Genomic DNA, 18,571 nt, shown 5'->3' with positions numbered 1-18,571 from the left:
TCAATGCCCCCATGGATGCAGCGTTCCCCCACCGCGTGGTGCCGCTGCCGCGCATGCGAGGCTCGGTCAAGCTGCGCGGCCACCAGCCGATCCCCGACCCTCAGCCAGCTCATGGACGGCATACAAGACGATGAAGAAATTGTTTTTTGGTAGGAATGTTCCTGATCCCGACAGCGCTGCTCGCGCAGCCCGACAAGGCGTCCAAGGTGACGCAGGAAGTCGCTCAACTCGTCAAGATCAACGCCAGCCTGGAGCGGCTGGCCGGGTGAGTGGAGCAGACGCAGGCGCAGCAGAAGAAGCTGGCGCGCGAGCAGAAGACCCCCCACGCTTTTTGCTACTTGGCCGATAACGCCTATTAGGAGGGGCTATCGCGGCCGGTGCTGCGTGCACGCGGTCGGCGGCCGACAAGCTCGACGCGAGCGACACGCACCCGTTGGTCTGGGCGACACGTCCGGCTGCCGGCTCGCCAAGCGGTGGCAAGGCCAAGTAGCGCCTTCCTCAATTGGCGCTTGCGCGGCTACCACATCCGGGATGACATCCACCAACCACTATCAACCGCTTTGGCACCCCAGTTCGCAGGGCTGGGGAGTTTGCCCGTTGGCAGCCGTCGGCATCGAAGTCGAGATAAAGTCAAATCTGGTGTATGAAGGTTGATCGTGGCCGGTCGTCAGGCGGCGAGTTTCTGCTGAACCGGCGGATTGTCTTGCGCCGGGGCACCGTCCTTGAAGGGGACGCCCTTCAAGAGCAGTTCGATGTGTTCGGCACCTTTGATGCGGCGCCATGTTTTCTCGGCTTCCTCGATCAGCTTGAAGGCCAGGCCAAGGAAAGTCGCTCGTGACACGCAATTGCGCGTGCGCGTCGTGCGGTGACGCACGGTCGCGAAGGTCGACTCAATCGCGTTGGTCGTGCGGATGTGCTGCCAGTGCTCGGCCGGGAAGTCGTAGAAGGTCAGCAGGCTGTCTCGGTCCTTGGTGAGCACGCCGGTGGCCTTGGGGTACTTGGCGCCGTAGATCGTCGCAAAGCGATCGAAGGCAGCATAGGCATCTGCCCTGGTGGCCGCCATCCAAATCGCCTGCAGATCTGCCTTGGCGCGGCCGTGCTGGGACTTGGGCAAGGCGTTCAGGACATTGCCCATCTTGTGGAACCAGCAACGCTGGGCGCGCGTGGCCGGGAACACCTCCTCCAGGGCAGCCCAGAATCCCATGGCGCCATCGCCGACCGCCGCCAGCGGGCCAGCCTGCAGGCCGCGGGATTTCAGGTCCAACAGTACTTCCACCCACGATGCCTTCGATTCCCGATAGCCGTCACCGATCGCCACGCGCTCCTTCCTGCCGTCTGGCGTAACGCCGATGATGACCAGCAGGCATTGCCCGTCCGATCCCTCGCTACGCAGACCCGTGTGGATGCCGTCCACCCACCAATACACATGGCGCGCCGCCGACAGATCACGCTGATTCCAGCTCGCATGCTCGTCTGCCCACTGCGCCTTCAATCGGCTCACCACGTTGGCCGATAGCCCTTTGGCATCCTCACCAAGCAGCACCGACAACGCCTCGCTCATGTCGCCTGTCGATACTCCCTTCAGATACAGCCAGGGCAGCGCTGCACTCACCCGCGGCGACTTCCTCACATACGGCGGCACGATCGCCGAGTTGAACTTCACGCCAGACCCGGACCGATCGCGCACCTTGGGCACCTTCACGGCAATCGGGCCGGCCCCCGTCAGCACCTCGCGCTCCGGGAGGTAGCCATTGCGAACCACGGCGCGCTGCCCGCTCAACGTCTTGACGTTACTGAACTGCTCAAGCAGCTCTGCCAGCTCCACTTCAATCGCCTCCTGGATGACCCGCCGAGCCCCGCGCCTGATCAGCTCCTCGAGCCCAAGCCCGATTTCCGATAGACCGACTGCTTCTTTCCCTTTATCCTTGCTCATGGTGGACCTTTCTTGTGCTGGTTTCCGATCTCGACAATCAGATTCTCAGCGGAAAGCTCCACCGCCCTCTACTCCGCGCCTCAAATTCCCCGCCCGTACACCAGTTTCGACTTTAGCTCATCGAAGTCCTGGAACCCCGCTAGCGCTGATGCCGGTGCGTGACCGCTATTCACCAACATTCCTATCTGTCGCCCTTGGGCTGGGGGCACATCAGCCTGACTGGCGACTACTTGTGGCGCATGAGCCATAAATTTGATGCCGGAGAGTTCCGCCCCTTGCGGTCTTTATCAGGACGCTAACTCGCAAGACGAGGTCTTAGCGGGCAATATTCTCCGTTTTCTGAAGCCGCCCCCTCTGGGCCATCGTTGAACGCGGGCGGGCGCTCTCGTCGCTGACGACCGATGACGCCATCGCATACCGCGCCTTCGTGAGGCGTCCGACGCCGCGCGAGCGCTGGGTGGGACCACCGCGGCCGCGTGACTCGGTGGAATGGCGCCCGTTCTCGGGTAGCCTGTCCGCGCGCTCGGCCGCCTATGCGCTGACCGTGATTTCGGCGCTGTTCCGCTGGCTCATCGAACAACGCTACGTGCTGGCCAACCCGTTTGCCGGCGTCAAAGTGCGAGGCCACGCCACACGACCGGCGCTCGATACGACGCGAGGGTTCACCGAAGGGGAGTGGCTGCTGCTGCGTGCGATTGCCGATGGTCTGGAGTGGTCGTACGGCTGGTCCGAGCCGGCGGCGCAGCGATTACGTTTTCTGCTGGATTTTGGCTACGCGACAGGCCTGCGCGCCAGCGAACTGGTCGGCGCCGCGCTGGGCAACATCCGCGTCGACGCGCACGGCGAACCCTGGCTGCATCTGGTCGGCAAAGGCGGCAAGGCCGGCACGGTTGCCTTGCCGCCGCTCGCGTCTACCGCGCTCGACCAGTACCTGGCGCAACGACAGCTACCGGTGATGCCAGCGCGCTGGAATCCCAAAACGCCATTGGTGGGCAGCCTGGGCGAAGATGGCGATGCCGGCATCACCGGCCCGCATCTCTGGCGGGTCATGCGGCGTTTTTTCCTGCAGGCTGCCGACGCGGTCGGCGCTGATCATCCCGTGGCCACCGAGAAGCTGCGCCGGGCTACGCCGCACTGGATGCGGCACAGTCACGCCAGCCATGCACTAGCCCGCGGGGCTGAACTCACCTCCGTGCGCGATAACCTACGCCACGCCTCGATCGCGACGACTTCGATGTACCTGCACGGCGATGAAATCCAGCGCGCACGGCAGATGCGGCAAGCCTTTGCGGCGCGGAAATAGCCGCTAACTCACTGAATCATAAAGAATCCCAGCAAATCTGGGGTTCCGGCGTACAACCCCGGATCGTCGCCAAGCGGGCCGGCAGCGTGTATCGCTGCGGCATCCGTTCACCGGACTGCGTGAAGATCAAACGGCCAAGCGCCGTACCGCCGGCGCATTTTCGCCGGTAGGACGGCGAGAGAAAGGTTCAGATTTTCCGTGACAGGATTCCCCTAGACTGGCAGCTCTGATTCTTGTCTCCGCTCGATCAGCGCTGTCACTGACTTCAAGGTCCCGCCGCGCCCCGATTCATCGGGGCGCTTCTTTGTGGGCGCGCGGGCGGTTGCCCCGCGTGTGAACAGCTTTACGACCTGGTCGAGGTGGCCATCGGCGTATCCAGCCTTAAGGGGCGGCGCGTTTTACATCCGACTTAATCCTTCACGAACAAAACTTGTTGTATTGATTAAATCAATTATTGCTATTTCATAACATTAGAGTGATTCAACCTGCTCGAATCTTCAAGCCGGCTTTGGTGATGTGGTCCTGCCGGTGCAGGTTCATGGCAATGCGTCGCAGGATGCGATGGCTGGGCCGCGCGGCAGCGTGAGCCCGATGCCGCGCGCCTGGGCAGGTTTGCCCAACGCCTGCCGGCGCTGCGCGCGGCCCTGGCGCAGTTGGATGAGGTCCGCTGAAGCAGGACGCGTTCCTGTGCATTCCGTGTCGGCGTCGCTGCCGGTTTTTGGGGAATTCCAGAAGCAGCCGGGCAGCGCCGTCTTCTAACACCCGTTGTCTTCATTCCCATCAGAGCGGGGCCGTTGGCCATGGCCCGCCCGTGCGAAAGGTGCCATGTCCACACCGACCTCCGTTACCGTTCCAGGCCCGGCCGTACCGGCCCGGGCCCTCAAGATCCAGAGCCGCCTGCGCGTGGCCGAAACCTGGGACCTGATCAAGCCTTACTGGAAATCCGAGGACCGCAAGGCGGGCCTCGGGCTGCTCGCCTTCGTGGTGGCGCTCAATCTCGGCATCGTTTATATCAATGTGCTGCTCAACGAGTGGAACCGGGTGTTCTACAACGCGCTGGAGCAGCATGACTATGCCTCCTTCAAGACACTGCTGATCCGTTTTTCCTGGATCGCCGGCTTCTTTATCGTCGCGGCCATCTCCCGGCAGTACTACACCATGATGCTGCAGATGCGCTGGCGTACCTGGATGACCGGCCGCTTCATGGACCACTGGCTCAGCCACCAGACCTACTACCGCATCGAACAGACGCGCGCCACCGACAACCCCGACCAGCGGCTGGCGGACGACCTGCGCTCCTTTACCGACGGCGCGCTGTCGCTCTCCCTGGGCCTGCTCAATTCCGTGGTGACGCTGCTGTCCTTCGTCGGCATCCTGTGGACGGTGTCGGGGCCGATCAGCTTCGCACTGGGGGGCAGCGAGATCACCATTCCTGGCTATATGGTGTGGTTCGCGGTGGGCTACGCGGTGATCGGCTCGCTGATCGCCCATCTGGTGGGACGGTCGCTGATCGGCTTGAACTTCCAGCAACAGCAGTATGAGGCGGATTTCCGTTTCACGCTGGTACGCCTGCGCGAGAACAGCGAATCCGTAGCGCTGTACCGGGGCGAACCGACCGAGCAGGCGGGCCTGCGCTCGCGCTTCGGCCGAATCCGTGCCAACTGGGACCAGCTGATGCGCTATACACGGCGCCTGACCTTCGTCAATTCCGGGTACAGCCAGTTCGCCATCATCTTTCCGCTGATCGTGGCCGCGCCGCGCTACTTTGCAGGCAAGATGACGCTCGGCGGGCTGATGCAGATGAGTTCGGCCTTTGGCCAGGTGCAGGGCGCACTGTCCTGGTTTGTCGACAGCTACGCAACGCTGGTCGGCTGGAAGGCGGCGGCCAACCGGCTGATCGATTTCCGCGACGCCATCCGCGTGGCCGAACGCCAGGACCAGGAGCACACCGGCGTGCGCGACATCGAGGTGGACCAGGCCGATACCGACGCCATCCGTATCGACAGCCTGGCGCTGGCGTTGCCGGTGCGCACCGGGCTGGGCGGCGAGATCCTCCAGCGGCCGCTGGTGACACCGTTCTCGCTGGAGATCGGAGCGGGCGAGCGCTGGCTGGTCAGCGGCCCCTCGGGTTGCGGCAAGAGCGTGCTGTTCCGCGCGCTGGCGGGCATCTGGCCATACGGCAGCGGCACGGTGACCATGCCGAGCGCGGCGCGCATGCTGTTCCTGCCGCAGCGCAGCTACCTGCCGATCGGCTCGCTGGCCGATGCGCTGGCCTATCCCGACGCGGGTACCGTCCACAGCCGCGACGCCCTGCAGCAGGTGCTGCGCCAGGCCCGCCTCGGCGCGCTGGCCGAGCAGCTCGACGTGTTCGACAACTGGTCGCTGCGGCTGTCGCCGGGCGAGCAGCAGCGCCTGGCCTTTGCCCGCGCCTTGCTGCAAAAGCCCGATTACCTGTTCCTGGACGAGGCCACCAGCGCGCTCGACGAGGAAACCGAGAGCGCGATGTACCGCCTGCTGGTGGAGTCCCTGCCGCGCGCGGCAATGATTAGCATCGCGCACCGCAGCACGGTGGCCGCCTTCCACGATCGCCGCCTGCGCTATGTGTCCGTGGACGGAGCGCACTGGGTGGCAGTCCAAGATGGGCAAGGCGAGGTGGCCGCCGTAAACTATAGGGTCGTACACGAAGCGTGAAGGCCGGTGCGGCCGCAATCTGCGGCTCGCCCAACGCCGCGCGCCACCCATCATGGCAGGCCTCGAAAAAAATCCTCCCCACCGGTAGGACGGATGGGCTCTGTCGCAATAAGCGAGCGAGGGAACCCTGGCGGCGCTGTTGCCTTATGCAGCCAGGGAATAGAACTGCTGCGCAGCCGACGGACTGCTCCCTTCGTGGCACGGCTCTGATAATCATATAGCCGGCCTCCCCTCCGTTCGGGTCGAACGGCTGGCGTAGAGTCGAGTTGCGAACTGACGTGACGCACAGGAGGGCATTGTCACGTTGGCGATTGGGAATCGCGTAAGATGGCGCGATGAAGAAGAAATCGCCCTATCGCGGTCACCGTTTCCCCGCCGTCATCATCAGCTGCGCGGTGCGCTGGTATTTCAGGTTCAACCTGAGCCTGCGCGATATCGAGGAACTGCTGTTCGAGCGCGGTGTCGTCGTGACCTACGAGACAATTCGCCGCTGGTGCGATAAGTTCGGCGCGGGGTTCGCGCATCGTGTGAAAGCCGCACGGCGCAAGCCGGGGACCACCTGGCATCTCGACGAGATGTTCGTGACGCTGCGCGGCGAACCCTACCTGCTATGGCGGGCGGTCGACGAGCATGGCGCCGAACTCGACATCCTGCTGCAGAAGCGGCGCGACAAGGCCGCGGCCAAACGCTTCTTCCTGCGCGTGCTGCGTTCCTGCCCAGCGCCGCGCCAGATCGTCACCGACCAGCTGCGCAGCTATCCGGCCGCAAAGGCCGACATCCCGGCGCTGGCCGGCGTCAAGCACGTGTTCGTGAAGGCTGCCGCTCGCGTGAACAATCGCGCCGAGAACAGCCACCAGCCGACCCGTGAACGCGAGCGGCGCATGCGTGGATTCCGCGACCCGAAGCGCACGCAGGCGTTCCTGTCGAACTTCGGCCCGATCCGGCAGCACTTCGCGCGGCATTGATAATCATATAGCCGGTCGTGGCCTCGCCTTGAGAAGTGGTGAGGTTAGAGTCAAGGTGGGACGTGCACTTTGACCTGACGGAGGCCGACATGAAGTACTGCGGAATAGACCTGCACTCGAATAACAGTGTGGTGGTGGTCAGCGATGTGGAGGATCGTATCGTGCTACAACGGCGTCTGCCCAATGATCTGGAGCAGATCCTGTCGGCCCTTGCTGCCCACCAGGATGAGCTGGTTGGCGTCGTGGTGGAATCGACCTACAACTGGTACTGGCTGGTGGATGGGTTAATGGATGCCGGCTACCAGGTTCATCTGGCGCACGTCGCAGCGATCAAGCGGTACGAAGGATTGAAGCATAGCGGAGACGCGGCCGATGCCGCCTATCTGGCGCAGTTGCTACGTCTGGGGCTATTGCCTGAAGGTTACATCTATCCACGCGAGCAGCGGGCTGCACGCGACTTGGCTCGCAAGCGGATCCAGCTAGTCCGGTGCCGAACCGCCCAGATTCTGGCGATCGAGAATCTCTTCGCGCGCCATACGGGCAAGTCAATGAGCAGTCGCACGGTCAAGCGCATGACCACCGAGCAAGTGGACGCGATCGGCCTGCCGGCGGACGTCGCACTCGCGGTCAAGGCAAATCTTGCGATCAGCGACGCGTTGCAACAACAGATTGCCATCCTCGAGAAACGGCTAACCGAATGCGTCAAACTACGAGCCGAGTATCTTCTGCTGAAGACCGTGCCCGGGATCGGTGAAACGCTGGCCACCACCATCATGCTGGAGACCGGAACGCCAACGCGGTTTGCGGAGGTCGGCAAATTCAGTTCGTATTGCCGCTGCGTGGACAGCGCACGGCAAAGTAATGGCAAGAAGAAAGGCGAAGGCAACACCCGCAACGGCAATGCGTATCTCGCGTGGGCCTTCGTCGAGGCGGCCAATTTCACCTTGCGCCAATGCTTACCGGCGCGGCGCTTCTATGAACGCAAGCTTCGCGCCACGAACCGGTTTGTCGCGCTCAAGGCCGTGGCCCACAAACTAGCGCGCGCCTGTTACTACATGCTGCGCGAGCAGCAGCCATTCGATGTGAACCGATGCTTTGTTTGATGGTTCGGCGCAAGCTGGGCGAGCCAGTAACGTGACTGGCCTGCAACCAGGGCTTTGATTGGACGCTCCCCCTGCGCCGACCGACTGTTTGCGGATGATTGAATCGCCCAGGCCGTGAGCCACCTAAAGACTGGCGTCGCGTGCGATAGCCAAGGCATTGTAAACACGCCTTTGGACACGGTCTGGCACCGATGGTTTTCTGGGGCGGTCAGCGCCGCCAGGGCGGCTGCGGATATTGGCGCAGCCAGCTTGATCCCGATGGGTGTCTGGCGCGATTCAGTTCGCAGCCAACCAAACGAAAACATGGGCGCGATTTCGCTCCAAGAGCAGCACGGTAGTGATTGCCGAATGTTTCGTTGGGTGCAGGGGTGATGTACTGCTGCATCACCCCTGCACCCAACGACGGGGTAGTGTTGTCCCTTGACTCGGGTCGGCTAATGGGTGTCACGTTGGCGATTGGGAATCGCGTAAGATGGCGCGATGAAGAAGAAATCGCCCTATCGCGGTCACCGTTTCCCCGCCGTCATCATCAGCTGCGCGGTGCGCTGGTATTTCAGGTTCAACCTGAGCCTGCGCGATATCGAGGAACTGCTGTTCGAGCGCGGTGTCGTCGTGACCTACGAGACAATTCGCCGCTGGTGCGATAAGTTCGGCGCGGGGTTCGCGCATCGTGTGAAAGCCGCACGGCGCAAGCCGGGGACCACCTGGCATCTCGACGAGATGTTCGTGACGCTGCGCGGCGAACCCTACCTGCTATGGCGGGCGGTCGACGAGCATGGCGCCGAACTCGACATCCTGCTGCAGAAGCGGCGCGACAAGGCCGCGGCCAAACGCTTCTTCCTACGCGTGCTGCGTTCCTGCCCAGCGCCGCGCAAGATTGTCACGGATCAACTGCGCAGCTATCCGGCCGCAAAGGCCGACATCACGGCGCTGGCCAGCGTCAAGCACGTGTTCGTGAAGGCTGCCGCTCGCGTGAACAATCGCGCCGAGAACAGCCACCAGCCGACCCGTGAACGCGAGCGGCGCATGCGTGGATTCCGCGACCCGAAGCGCACGCAGGCGTTCCTGTCGAACTTCGGCCCGATCCGGCAGCACTTCGCGCTCAAGCGTCATTTGCTGCGCGCTTCGCTCTATCGCAAACACCTCGCTGCGAGATTCGCTACCTGGCACGAAGTCACCGAAGTGGCCCAAAATCCGTCAACCGCTTCCTGAGCAATAGGCCCGCCGTCACGGCCTTGCCTCCCTATCGGCAAGTTGACAGTGCCCGGCTGAGACGGATGCTGCAGAATCCGTCGCGAAGCTTGCTGCAAGGGAAAGTGTGGCGGCGGTGGCCCCGAATCCGGGGAAGACTACAGTCTATGTCTCAACTGCAGCAGATGGGACAACCCAGTATGTCGGAATTACAGATGACGTCGCTGCGCGAGCAGCCAAGCACCTGTCACAGAAAGGGATCGAAATTGATCCTATCCCAGGTCTTCAAGGCATTTCGCGAGAAGATGCTCGAGCAGTTGAGCAGGTGCTGATCGAATTCAAAACGCTTGGCAAGAATGGAGGATCGCTGATCAACAAAATCAACAGTATCGCGACGACTAATCCAATCTATGCAGACTCCTTGACCAGAGGGGCCGCACTGTTAAAATCGGTCAGCTATCCAGGATTCTAAACATGATAAAGACAGGCGACGTATTCAGCATAAAGACGGGAAAGGGCCTCGCATATTTCCAGTATGCGAAGAAAGTCGCCCCGATGGGAACGTTGATTCGTGTCCTGCCCGGAACCTATGCTGCAGAACAGCCTGATCTGCAGGCGCTTGTCAAGCGGGTAACCAATTTTTGGGTTTTCTTCCCAGTTGCTGCTGCTCTCAAGCAAGAGATTGTCCAAAAAATCATGAACAGTCCGGTTCCAGAGCATTCTCGACAGACGCCAGTCTTCAGAACTGGGGTTGTCGATCCGTCAACCGGCAAGGTGGAGACTTGGTGGCTTTGGGACGGCGAGCGCGAGTGGAAAGTGGGCGATCTTAATGAAGTGCAAAGAAAGTTTCCCATCCGCGGCGCATGGAACGACTCCCTACTGGTGGAGCGCATTGAATCCGGTTGGCTTCCCGAAAATGATTCCCGTTAGGTTCCGTACTGCGTACGTCAGGCTTTTCAGCGGCGAGCGCCCCACTCGCCGAACATGAAGGCGGAACGCACCACGCGCGAATGCGCAGAGATATTTCTGACCGCCCTGCGCCAGGGCAAGGCCTTGGGTCGTCAGGACATTTTGGCACGGGGGCTGCTGACCGCCCGTGAAGCCGAGCGCGCCCTCAAGTCCTTGCGCGCCGCCGGCACCATTCGCCGCAGCGCTCCCAGTCAGGACGCCGAACCCCGGGCGGTGCGCTATGAGCCAACGGAAACGCCAAGGGCCACGCCACGCCGACGGCCCGCAAAAACGGGCAAGCCAGGCAAGGCGTGCTTCGATGGCTTGCTGACGGCTTGGCGCATTCATTTGCCGCGCGCCACGCAGCCATCCGCCGGTTACACCGGTTTCGTCAACGATGCCTTTGCGCAGGAAGAGCAACGCGAGCTGGCCGCGCTGCGGAAGGCGATCCGGATCGACAAGGGATTGACCAACGGCGCGTCCCGGCGGTAGCAAAGGCCGGCAGCATCGCGTCATCGTTCTTGCGCTGGCCGCCAGGGACAGATGGTCCCTCAGGCGCTGGTGTCTGGCGTGTCGGCAAAGGTCTGCTCGACAAAGCGGCGCAACTGGCCGAGGTCAGTCCTGGCGTAGGCCGCGGTGGTCTGCACCGAGGCGTGACCGAGCAGCGCCTGGGCGGCGGGCAGCGGCACCTGGTGGTCGACCACCAGCGTGCGGGCGTAGGCGTGGCGCAGCCAGTGCGGGGAGGCGGCGCGCAGTAGCAGCGCCTGCGCCGGCTCGCGCGCCTGCAGGCCATCGGCCACGGCGGCAAAGATCGCCTTGACCTCCCGATACAGGCCCGCCCGCTGGAGGGCCTCGCCCTTGTTCCCGTGGATCACTGGCAGCACCTCGTGCGTCGGCGGCTCGGCCGGTAGGCCGCGGGCGAGCCGATAGGCGCGGAGCACGGCCACGCACGGGGTCGGCAGCGGGATGGCCCGCGTCTTGCGGCCCTTGCCGCAGACATAGAGCGCCCAGCGCCCGGGCGCTTCCGCTTCCAGCCGGGGTAGCCCACTCTCGGCCGACCAGGCCAGTTCCGCCAGGCGCACACCGGCGTAGCGGTACAGCGCCCAGATGGCGCGCCGTCGCCGCGCGCCCAGCGGATTGACCGTATCGGCCTCGGGCGCATCGAGCCACGCATCGCACGCGGCCAGCAGCGCCGGCGGAATCAGCCTTGTCGGCGCGAAGCCGGCCCGCGCGCGGCCGCCGGTGGACAGGCCCGCCGCCGGGTTGGCGTGCAGGTAGCCGGTGTCGTACCAGTAGCGGTAAAGGCTCGCCACCACCGCCAGCGCGCGCTTGCCGGTGGCTTCCGACAGTGGCGGCGGGCCACCGTCCGCGCCGCGCTCGCCATGCTGCAGCGTGTGCCGGTAGGCGAGCAGTTGCTGGCGCGTCAGGTCGGACAAGGGCCCGAGCTGGCGCCCGCCGCACCAGCCCATCAGGCGGCGCAGTTCGGTGCCATAGGCGCGCAGCGTGTGCGGCGAGCGGCCGGCGCGGTCGCGCAGGAACAGCGCCAGCGCCTGTGCGTCGTCGGCAGCGCCCAGCGTGTTGGTGGCGGCCTGCGGCTGGGCGAAGCGCCCGGCGCGCGCGAGCCAGGCCAGGACCTCGGCGGGCTGGGTGGCCAGCCACGGATTCGCTGCGACCAGCCCTGCAGGCACCGTCGCCTCCGGGGCCACCGTCGCCGACACCTTGGGTGACGCAGCGACGGAGCGGAAGCGGCGGCGATGCGTGTGCAGCAGCCGGGCCAGCACCGTGTCCGGGCCGGGCGCCTGGTCCGCCGGCACCGTGCGCAGGCGCCCGCGCTCCCAGTATTCGATGACCGCGTCATGCGCGAGCAGCAGCCTGAGCACCGCCGGCTGCGCGGCCTTGGCTTCGGCCAGCGACCCATAGCGGCGCTTGAGGCGCGCGAGCGTCCAGGGCGCGTAGACCGCGTGTCCCAGCGCCTCGGCCAGATAGGCCAGCGCGGCGTCCAAGCTGGCCGGCAGCGGCCGCGGCGGCACTGTGGCGGTGTCGATCCAGTCGGCCGGGTTCATGGCCGGGCGGCCCGCTTGGTTGCTGGCTTGCCGGTCGACTTGGACGCGCGCGCCGTGGTCGGTCGTGGCGCCGCGGCCAGCGTCGCGCGCAGCAGTTCGTCGAGCTGGGCGCGCTGGCTGGCGGTGACCGCCTTGAGCGCGCTGGCCTCGCCGGCGGCGGTCTGTCGCGCCGCCCGCTCGCCGGCCAGCTCCGCGTCGAGGCGCGCGCGCTCCTGCTCCAGCGCCGCGAGGCGGCGTTCGGCAAATTTCAGCTGCGACGCGAGCTGGGCGCGCTCGGCCTGCACCGCGTCGCGCTGGTGCGCGGTTTCCTGCAGCAGTTGCTTCGACAGCGCCTCGTAGCGCGCCTGGATGGTGGCGACCGCCTCGGCGTGGGCCCGCTCGCTGGCGGCGATGTGTTCCTGCGCGGACGCCAGTGCCGTGTCCAGCTGGCCGGCCCGCGTGGTCACCTGCTCGGCACGGGCCGTCATGGCCCCCAGCGCGGCGCCCGCCTCGGCCAGTGCGGTGTCGCGTGCGGCCAATTGGCCGCGCCCTTCGGAGAGTTCCTGGCGCAGCAGCTCGACCCGCAGCTCGGCCTCGGCGCGCGCGGCCTGCGCCGCCTCCGCGGCTTGCTCGGTTTCGCGCTTGAGGCGCACCACGTCGTCGAGCTGGACCGCCACCGCGGCCTGCCACAACGCGCGCATCGACTCGGCGATCTCGGGCGGGATGTCGGGAAGTGCGAATTCCGCGAGGCCCGCGCGTACCACCTCGGCCTCGATCGCGTTGAGCGTGCGCGACAGCGTGGCCGGGTCGCCGCCGCCCAGGCGCGCGCGCAGCTTGCGCACCGAGACCACGCGGCGAAAACGCGCGGCGGTTGGCGGCTGGGCGTCGCCGGCCTCGGTGAGCATGGCCAGCACGGTGGCGCGGATCTGTTCGGCGGTGGCGGCGAGGCGCGGCATGGCAGAGTCCGGGAGCAATTTTCCTCTATCTTACGTACGATGCTAACGTTAGGAAAGCCATTTCTCCATGAATGAGGGAAAGCCAAGACGGATAAATCCCATTATCTTGCCGAAACAGGGGCTTCCACGCCCCGCAACCACGCCTGACCACACGCAGAGCTTGTCAAACGCACCGAAATCAAGGGAAAAGGACCAGTCAGCAAGTACCTGATTTGATTGGGGTTTCAGGTTGGCATCGTCCGGAAACCCGCATGGCTGCTAGGGATGGCTACCCCGGTAAACTGCATGGGAATCAAAGGGACCCCTATCGTTGCGCGTCCGCTGCCCGGATATCCTGCCAGTTCTTTTTGCTCCCATATCGTCCAGTCGGTCTCTGGGCTCTGTCCCGGGGTCTTGTGTTTGTTCGCACCGAGATCGTCGCTACTTCCGCCAGCCACGCGGCCACACACCAGGGTTGGCGCCTACGGTACGTTGAGTACGCGCAGTCGCCTAATCATCAAAGCGGTGTTGTGCTTGTGTCACGCGCGCGTTCAACAATCACTGCTGTAGTGCCAGGCCGGTGGACGCGCGAAATGCCCCGCTGACCTAATAGGCATACCTGGGGATCCGAGCGTGCGCTTGTCACAAGAACCTGCTTTGCCCAACTGATCCCGATGTCGTAATCAGGGCTAACGCCGCGGGCAGAGTGGTGTCCATTTTTTTGTGGAACGGCGCTGCAAAATAACCCCACTTATTCAGGCGAAGCCGCTACGCCGAAATTAAATGCAATTAATCGCCAAGCTTGGTATGCAACATTCAATCAATGGCTGGCATGAGGCAATTCGCCTCAGCATAGAAGGCAGCCAACCCCGATCCGGATTATAATTTCACCTTCATGAAATAAACTGACCAGCAGCCCCCACGCTGGCTTGCCTTCCTCACGGGACGGGCCTCTATGCCGCGACCACTACCTGATCCGACTCCACCGTCGCGCGCGACGATTCGCAGCATTCACCAACTGGGCGATCGAACTCGAGCAACCCGCGCAGGGGAAGGGATGCCCATTGACCAGGCGGCGAGGCATTGCGGGGTCTCCATCGGCATGCCGCGCCTTATGACAACCATCTCATATCGGTCGACTTCATTATGGCCATCGTGATTTTCTAAGAACACAATTGCCGGATCAATAATCAGTCCGGGGCGATTGGGGGGCTGGGGTTGGTCCAGCCATTCTCGAACACCATCTCGTCCAGGGATTGCCGTCTGGCCCAGTCTTCCTGTTCCAGCATCGGCTTCTCATAGAAGGTGTCGACCTGGCCGAGGCACAGCACAGCCACTGGCCGGGCACCGGGCGGCAGCCGCAGCAGCCGGCCAAGCGGTTCAGGGTCGAACAAGGAAACCCAGCCCACGCCGAGTCCTTCCGCGCGCGCAGCAAGCCAGAGGTTCTGGATGGCGCAGGCCACCGAAGCGAGGTCCATGTCCGGCATGGTGCGCCGACCGAAGATATGCCGTTCACGTCCATCCATCAGCGCTGCCACCAGTACTTCCCCGCAGTCCAGGATGCCCTCCACCTTGAGTCGCATGAACTCGTCCTGGCGTTCGCCCAGGGCGACCGCGGTGCGCTGGCGTTCGGCATCGACCAGCGCGTGGACCTGCGTTCTCAGGCTCCTGTCAGTGATACGGATGAAGCGCCAGGGTTGCATGAAGCCGACGCTGGGGGCGAGATGCGCAGCGTGCAACAAGCGTTCCAGCAAGGCAGGATCGAGCGGGTCCGGCCGAAAGTGGCGCATGTCGCGACGCTCCCGGATGACGCGATAGACGGCGGCAATTTCACTGTCGCTGTAGCGATATGGGTTCATGGCTTGAATAGCGTGGCGGTGGCGCTTGGGCTGGAGGGAAAGTCGCAATGCAGGTAGCTTGCCACGAGAGTGCCGTGACGATCGATGGCTTTGCCCTGTGCGGTTTGGCGATGCTGGCTCATCCTAGGTCTTGCTGGTCCAGCCGATGCGGTGCCGCGCTTGGGTGGCCTCATGCCGCGCATCTTCCTCGCTGTGCAGGTACCCGCTCGTCGTCGTCAGCGAGCTGTGCCCGAAGTTGTCGCGCACAAAACGCAGGTCGACCTGCTGGTCGGTCATGTGCGAGCCGGCGGTGTGGCGCAGCCAGTGGGCCGAGGCGCTGGCCAGCACCGCGGCTTGCGCCTCCCATTCGGGCCCGCGCGCGCGCAGGCGCGCGGCCGCCATGGCGAACACCTCCTTCAGAATCAGGTGCAGCGCCCCGCGCGACAGGGCCTTGTCGCGCCCCTCACGACCCATCTCACGGCCGATCACCGGCAGCAGCAGCGGGCGCGTTTCCCCAGGCTGCGGGGTAGGCGCCAGCCCGTGGGCGCGGCGGTAGCGCGCCAGTTCGGCGACCAGCTCGTCGGAGGCCGGCACCAGCCGGGTCTTGTTGCCCTTGCCGGTGACCTCCAGCCACCAGCGCTCCACGCCCAAGCCGTCGCGCCGGCAGAAAAACGCGCCCATCGTCGTGCCGGTGACCTCCGACGCCCGCAGCCCGCCCAGGTAGAGCACCGTCAGCACCCAGCGGCAGCGCGCCGCATGCAGGCGCTCGCGCTCGGTCGAGTTTTCGATCGTACCCGGCATCGCCTCGACGGTTTCCTTGACGGTCGCCCACAGCTCGTGGCTGAGGTAGCGCGTGATCCGTGGCCGGCTGGGGGCGCGCCGGCGCCGGGCCAGCGCGAGCGGGTTGCCGGCCAGGTAGCCGGCCTCGGTCAGCCAGGCAAACAGCGCATTCAGGATGACCAGGGCGTGGCGCACGCTGGCGGGCGACAGCGGCCCCGCAAACGGGCGCCAGTCGGGGTGGTTGCGCGCGAGCTTCTTGCTGCCGGCCAGGACCCAGCGCGCGGCCGGCTGCGGGTCGGCCAGGAAGCGTTCATAAACGAGCAGGTCCTCGTGCGTGAGCGAGGACAGTGGCTTGCCGAGTTGCAGCACGGCCCACAGGATCAGGCGCTCCACCTCGCGGCGGTAGGCGGGGAGCGTCGCCGCGCTGTCGGCATAGCGCGCGAGCCAGGCGGTGACGGCGGCCAGGTCGTCGGTCGCGGCAATGCGGGTGGCCGTGGCCGGTGCGCGGTTGCTGCCGTCGCGCCCGGACAGTGCCGGCGGCAGCCGCAGCTGCTCCAGCGGCGTGGGCAGGGCGGCGACGAGGCCGGGCGTCGGCGGGGAGGGCGGATGGGCGGGGGATTCCAAGGTCGGGGCAGCGTGGAGAGGCGGTTCGAGCCGTCAGTGAAACTAATTTTGTTCCCGTCATGGACACGGAAAATAAGGGCAACCAGAGGGTCGAGTAACAAAATTAGTTTAAAAAGTTGAAAGACAAATTGTTCCTTCGGCCGACAGTTAAACTAATATTGTATCCTTGCCCACGTTCCGGCACATCCTTGCCTTGCAGTCCCGCGATAGCGCCCTATGGTTCATAGCGATTGGGCCATAGGCGATGGTGGCCATTTGTGCTGGAACCTCCATGCAAGTCCGCGACGCTGACGACAGCTGTCATTGCTCCCGCCGCACAATCGGCAGGAGAGCCATCGACACCTCGCTCTGGGCAAGCCCGGATGAAGGGGCGCTCGAAGGAGAACGGCGCGCGTTGTATTTTGCGAGAAAGCAGGCGGTCTCGCTGTACCTTTCTGGCGCGACGGCCGATACCATCAAGCGTCTCACCGCACTTGGCGCAAAACAGGCTTATCGACTGATCCGCGAACGTTGCCTCGAAACGCATCCGGACGGGCGACCCTACGGCTGGCGCGGGCTGGTTCCGTGGACCCGGATCAAGCACTACCGGCGCCATCGGAAGATCCATGTCAGTCAGTTCGGCGGCGGCGCCGTTGGTGCCCTGCAGGCGCTCCTTGATGCGCAGCCGGAGCTTCGCCAGGCATTCGAAGCGCGTATTCTCGCGAGCGCGTCAGGCAAGCGGCTGGTCGAAACCCGGCAGTCGAAAAGACGACACTGCGGGTGGCTTCTCGACCAGCTCCGCGAACTTGGATGTGAACAGCGAAACGAGTGGCCGTTCAACACGGCGACCCTGGGATACGTCTCGATTGGCCGGTATATCGACAGGGTGTTGTCGGCCAACCCACGAGCGCTGGCGGCGGCGAGCGGCGGTCCAGACCTGGTGTCAAAGCTGAAGACAGGGGACGGAACCGGACGGCCAGTTCAGAAGTTCATGCAGCGCGTGGAGATGGATGCGCACAAACTGGACGGACGTTTCTGCGTGTCGCTTCCCCTGATGGGAGGCGGCTTTCGGGAGAAGATCGTTCATCGTCTCTGGGTTATCGTGATTCTCGAAGTGATGTCGCGCGCGGTGCTCGGCTACTACTTCAGCATGAGACGGGAAGTCTCGAAGGATGATGTCCTGCGCGCGCTGAAGCGGGCATTGGGAAAATGGTGGGCGCGCCCGGTAAGCTTCAGCGACAAGGCGTATCTGCCCGATGCCGGGCTTCTGTCGGTGCTGGGTGACAATTTCGTCGGACTGTGCTGGGATGAGACCAGCGTAGACGGTGCCCTTGCCGAGACCTGTCAGCACGTGCGCGACGCGTTGCGCGATACGGTTCGCGCGACGCTGCTTGAGCCGAAAACCTCGTTCTCGAAACGTCGAAGCAAGGACGACCGGCCCTTCATCGAGGCGTTTTCCGAAATCTGGCGGGGAAGGGCTTTCAGCGTCTTTCCAACACCACCGGCGCCAAGCCTCAGGACCGTAAGGGCCGGAAGCCGGAAGACGTTGCGCTGGCAAGCCGATTCCAGTACGAATATGCGGAAGAGCTGCTGGACGTGCTCATCGCCAATTACAACGCAACACCGCACAGCGGGATTGGCAACCGCACGCCGCTCGCATACGCGAACTTCCTGTACCACCACGCTCAGCAGAGCTTGCGCCGAGTCGATCCCGCCGTTGTGGAAGCGCTATTCAGCATCCGCAAGCGCTGCATCGTGCGCGGCGGAGCAGCGAGTGGGCGCGCCCCGTATGTGGAGTTCTATTACGGCCGCTACACCAACGAGGTGCTGCACAACCGGCACGACCTGGCAGGATCCGAGATCTGGGTGGTCTGTCACAAGGAGGATGATTGCCGGGTAGCGCTCGCCTCCACGCTTGACGGCATCTCACTCGGTGTACTGCGGGCAGCGCCGCCATGGAACGTTTCACCACATAGTCTTGCCGTTCGCGCTGCAATCTCTCAGGCCTGCTCGCACGGACAACTGACTATCCCAGCGGGCGGAGACGCCATTGAAATCTTCATGCGCTTTGTGGAGAGTCAGGCGCACAAACGCTTACCCATCCATCCGGCCTACCTCGAAGCGCGACGCATTCTGGTTGCTGCAGCGGATCCGTCGATCGGCGCTGCCATGCTGGACGCTGCGATGGATCGTGCCAAACAGAAGGACAGCACAGGTTCGCGCAACGGTGGCACCAGCA

Annotated in this window: 13 protein-coding genes and 2 pseudogenes; 10 read left to right on the top strand and 5 right to left on the bottom strand. The window is 64.2% G+C overall.

Annotated elements, in window-relative coordinates:
- The first annotated feature begins 146 nt into the window (after window positions 1-146).
- On the top strand, window positions 147-269 hold the full coding sequence (locus tag AC5WJ1_RS29435; RefSeq protein WP_494477025.1) for a hypothetical protein: 123 nt from the start codon (window positions 147-149) through the stop codon (window positions 267-269).
- A gap of 398 nt (window positions 270-667) precedes the next feature.
- Here AC5WJ1_RS29435 and AC5WJ1_RS29430 read toward each other — a convergent pair whose 3' ends face one another.
- Entirely contained in the window at window positions 668-1,933 is a 1,266-nt protein-coding gene (locus AC5WJ1_RS29430) for an IS256 family transposase (RefSeq protein ID WP_022540107.1), read from the bottom strand.
- 352 nt (window positions 1,934-2,285) lie between these two features.
- On the opposite strand from AC5WJ1_RS29430, the pseudogene AC5WJ1_RS29425 reads away from it, so the two are divergent.
- The 8 genes and pseudogenes from AC5WJ1_RS29425 to AC5WJ1_RS29390 all read left to right on the top strand — a co-directional run.
- Window positions 2,286-3,236: pseudogene (locus AC5WJ1_RS29425) on the top strand (tyrosine-type recombinase/integrase); the annotation flags it as partial.
- Between the two features lie 825 nt (window positions 3,237-4,061).
- Entirely contained in the window at window positions 4,062-5,927 is a 1,866-nt protein-coding gene (locus AC5WJ1_RS29420; RefSeq protein WP_494477024.1) for an ABC transporter ATP-binding protein/permease, read from the top strand.
- 335 nt (window positions 5,928-6,262) lie between these two features.
- A pseudogene (locus AC5WJ1_RS29415) lies at window positions 6,263-6,883 on the top strand (IS6 family transposase); the annotation flags it as partial.
- 98 nt (window positions 6,884-6,981) lie between these two features.
- Window positions 6,982-7,995, top strand: coding sequence for an IS110 family RNA-guided transposase (locus AC5WJ1_RS29410; RefSeq protein ID WP_435385428.1), 1,014 nt, complete (start codon window positions 6,982-6,984; stop codon window positions 7,993-7,995).
- Window positions 7,996-8,475: 480 nt separating this feature from the next.
- Window positions 8,476-9,207: an IS6 family transposase gene (locus tag AC5WJ1_RS29405; protein WP_494477023.1), complete on the top strand. Its 732-nt coding sequence runs from the start codon at window positions 8,476-8,478 to the stop codon at window positions 9,205-9,207.
- Window positions 9,208-9,322: 115 nt separating this feature from the next.
- Entirely contained in the window at window positions 9,323-9,658 is a 336-nt protein-coding gene (locus AC5WJ1_RS29400; protein WP_494477022.1) for a GIY-YIG nuclease family protein, read from the top strand.
- Window positions 9,659-9,660: 2 nt separating this feature from the next.
- A complete protein-coding gene (locus AC5WJ1_RS29395) occupies window positions 9,661-10,116 on the top strand; it encodes a hypothetical protein (protein ID WP_494477021.1) in 456 nt (151 codons plus the stop codon).
- Window positions 10,117-10,170: 54 nt separating this feature from the next.
- On the top strand, window positions 10,171-10,626 hold the full coding sequence (locus tag AC5WJ1_RS29390; protein ID WP_494477020.1) for a hypothetical protein: 456 nt from the start codon (window positions 10,171-10,173) through the stop codon (window positions 10,624-10,626).
- Window positions 10,627-10,685: 59 nt separating this feature from the next.
- Here AC5WJ1_RS29390 and AC5WJ1_RS29385 read toward each other — a convergent pair whose 3' ends face one another.
- From AC5WJ1_RS29385 to AC5WJ1_RS29370, 4 genes are all read right to left on the bottom strand, one after another.
- Complete coding sequence (locus tag AC5WJ1_RS29385; RefSeq protein ID WP_494477019.1) at window positions 10,686-12,197, bottom strand: tyrosine-type recombinase/integrase; 1,512 nt, start codon at window positions 12,195-12,197, stop codon at window positions 10,686-10,688.
- Window positions 12,194-13,132, bottom strand: coding sequence for a DNA-binding protein (locus tag AC5WJ1_RS29380; RefSeq protein ID WP_494477018.1), 939 nt, complete (start codon window positions 13,130-13,132; stop codon window positions 12,194-12,196). Before AC5WJ1_RS29380 ends, AC5WJ1_RS29385 begins: the two co-directional genes overlap by 4 nt.
- Before the next feature lie 1,169 nt (window positions 13,133-14,301).
- Window positions 14,302-14,970 carry a 5,6-dimethylbenzimidazole synthase gene (gene bluB / locus AC5WJ1_RS29375; RefSeq protein WP_494477017.1) on the bottom strand — a complete coding sequence of 223 codons (669 nt, stop codon included), beginning with the start codon at window positions 14,968-14,970 and terminating at the stop codon, window positions 14,302-14,304.
- A gap of 123 nt (window positions 14,971-15,093) precedes the next feature.
- Window positions 15,094-16,353 (bottom strand): tyrosine-type recombinase/integrase, encoded by a 1,260-nt coding sequence (locus AC5WJ1_RS29370; protein WP_494477016.1) that lies wholly within the window; start codon window positions 16,351-16,353, stop codon window positions 15,094-15,096.
- A 271-nt stretch (window positions 16,354-16,624) separates the two neighbouring features.
- Here AC5WJ1_RS29370 and AC5WJ1_RS29365 point away from each other — a divergent pair, with 271 nt between their 5' ends.
- Window positions 16,625-18,232 (top strand): hypothetical protein, encoded by a 1,608-nt coding sequence (locus tag AC5WJ1_RS29365; protein WP_494477015.1) that lies wholly within the window; start codon window positions 16,625-16,627, stop codon window positions 18,230-18,232.
- Window positions 18,233-18,571 lie beyond the last annotated feature (339 nt).

This window comes from Cupriavidus sp. MEYA8 (genome assembly GCF_059278825.1).
This window is presented reverse-complemented; position numbering and strand designations above follow the sequence as displayed.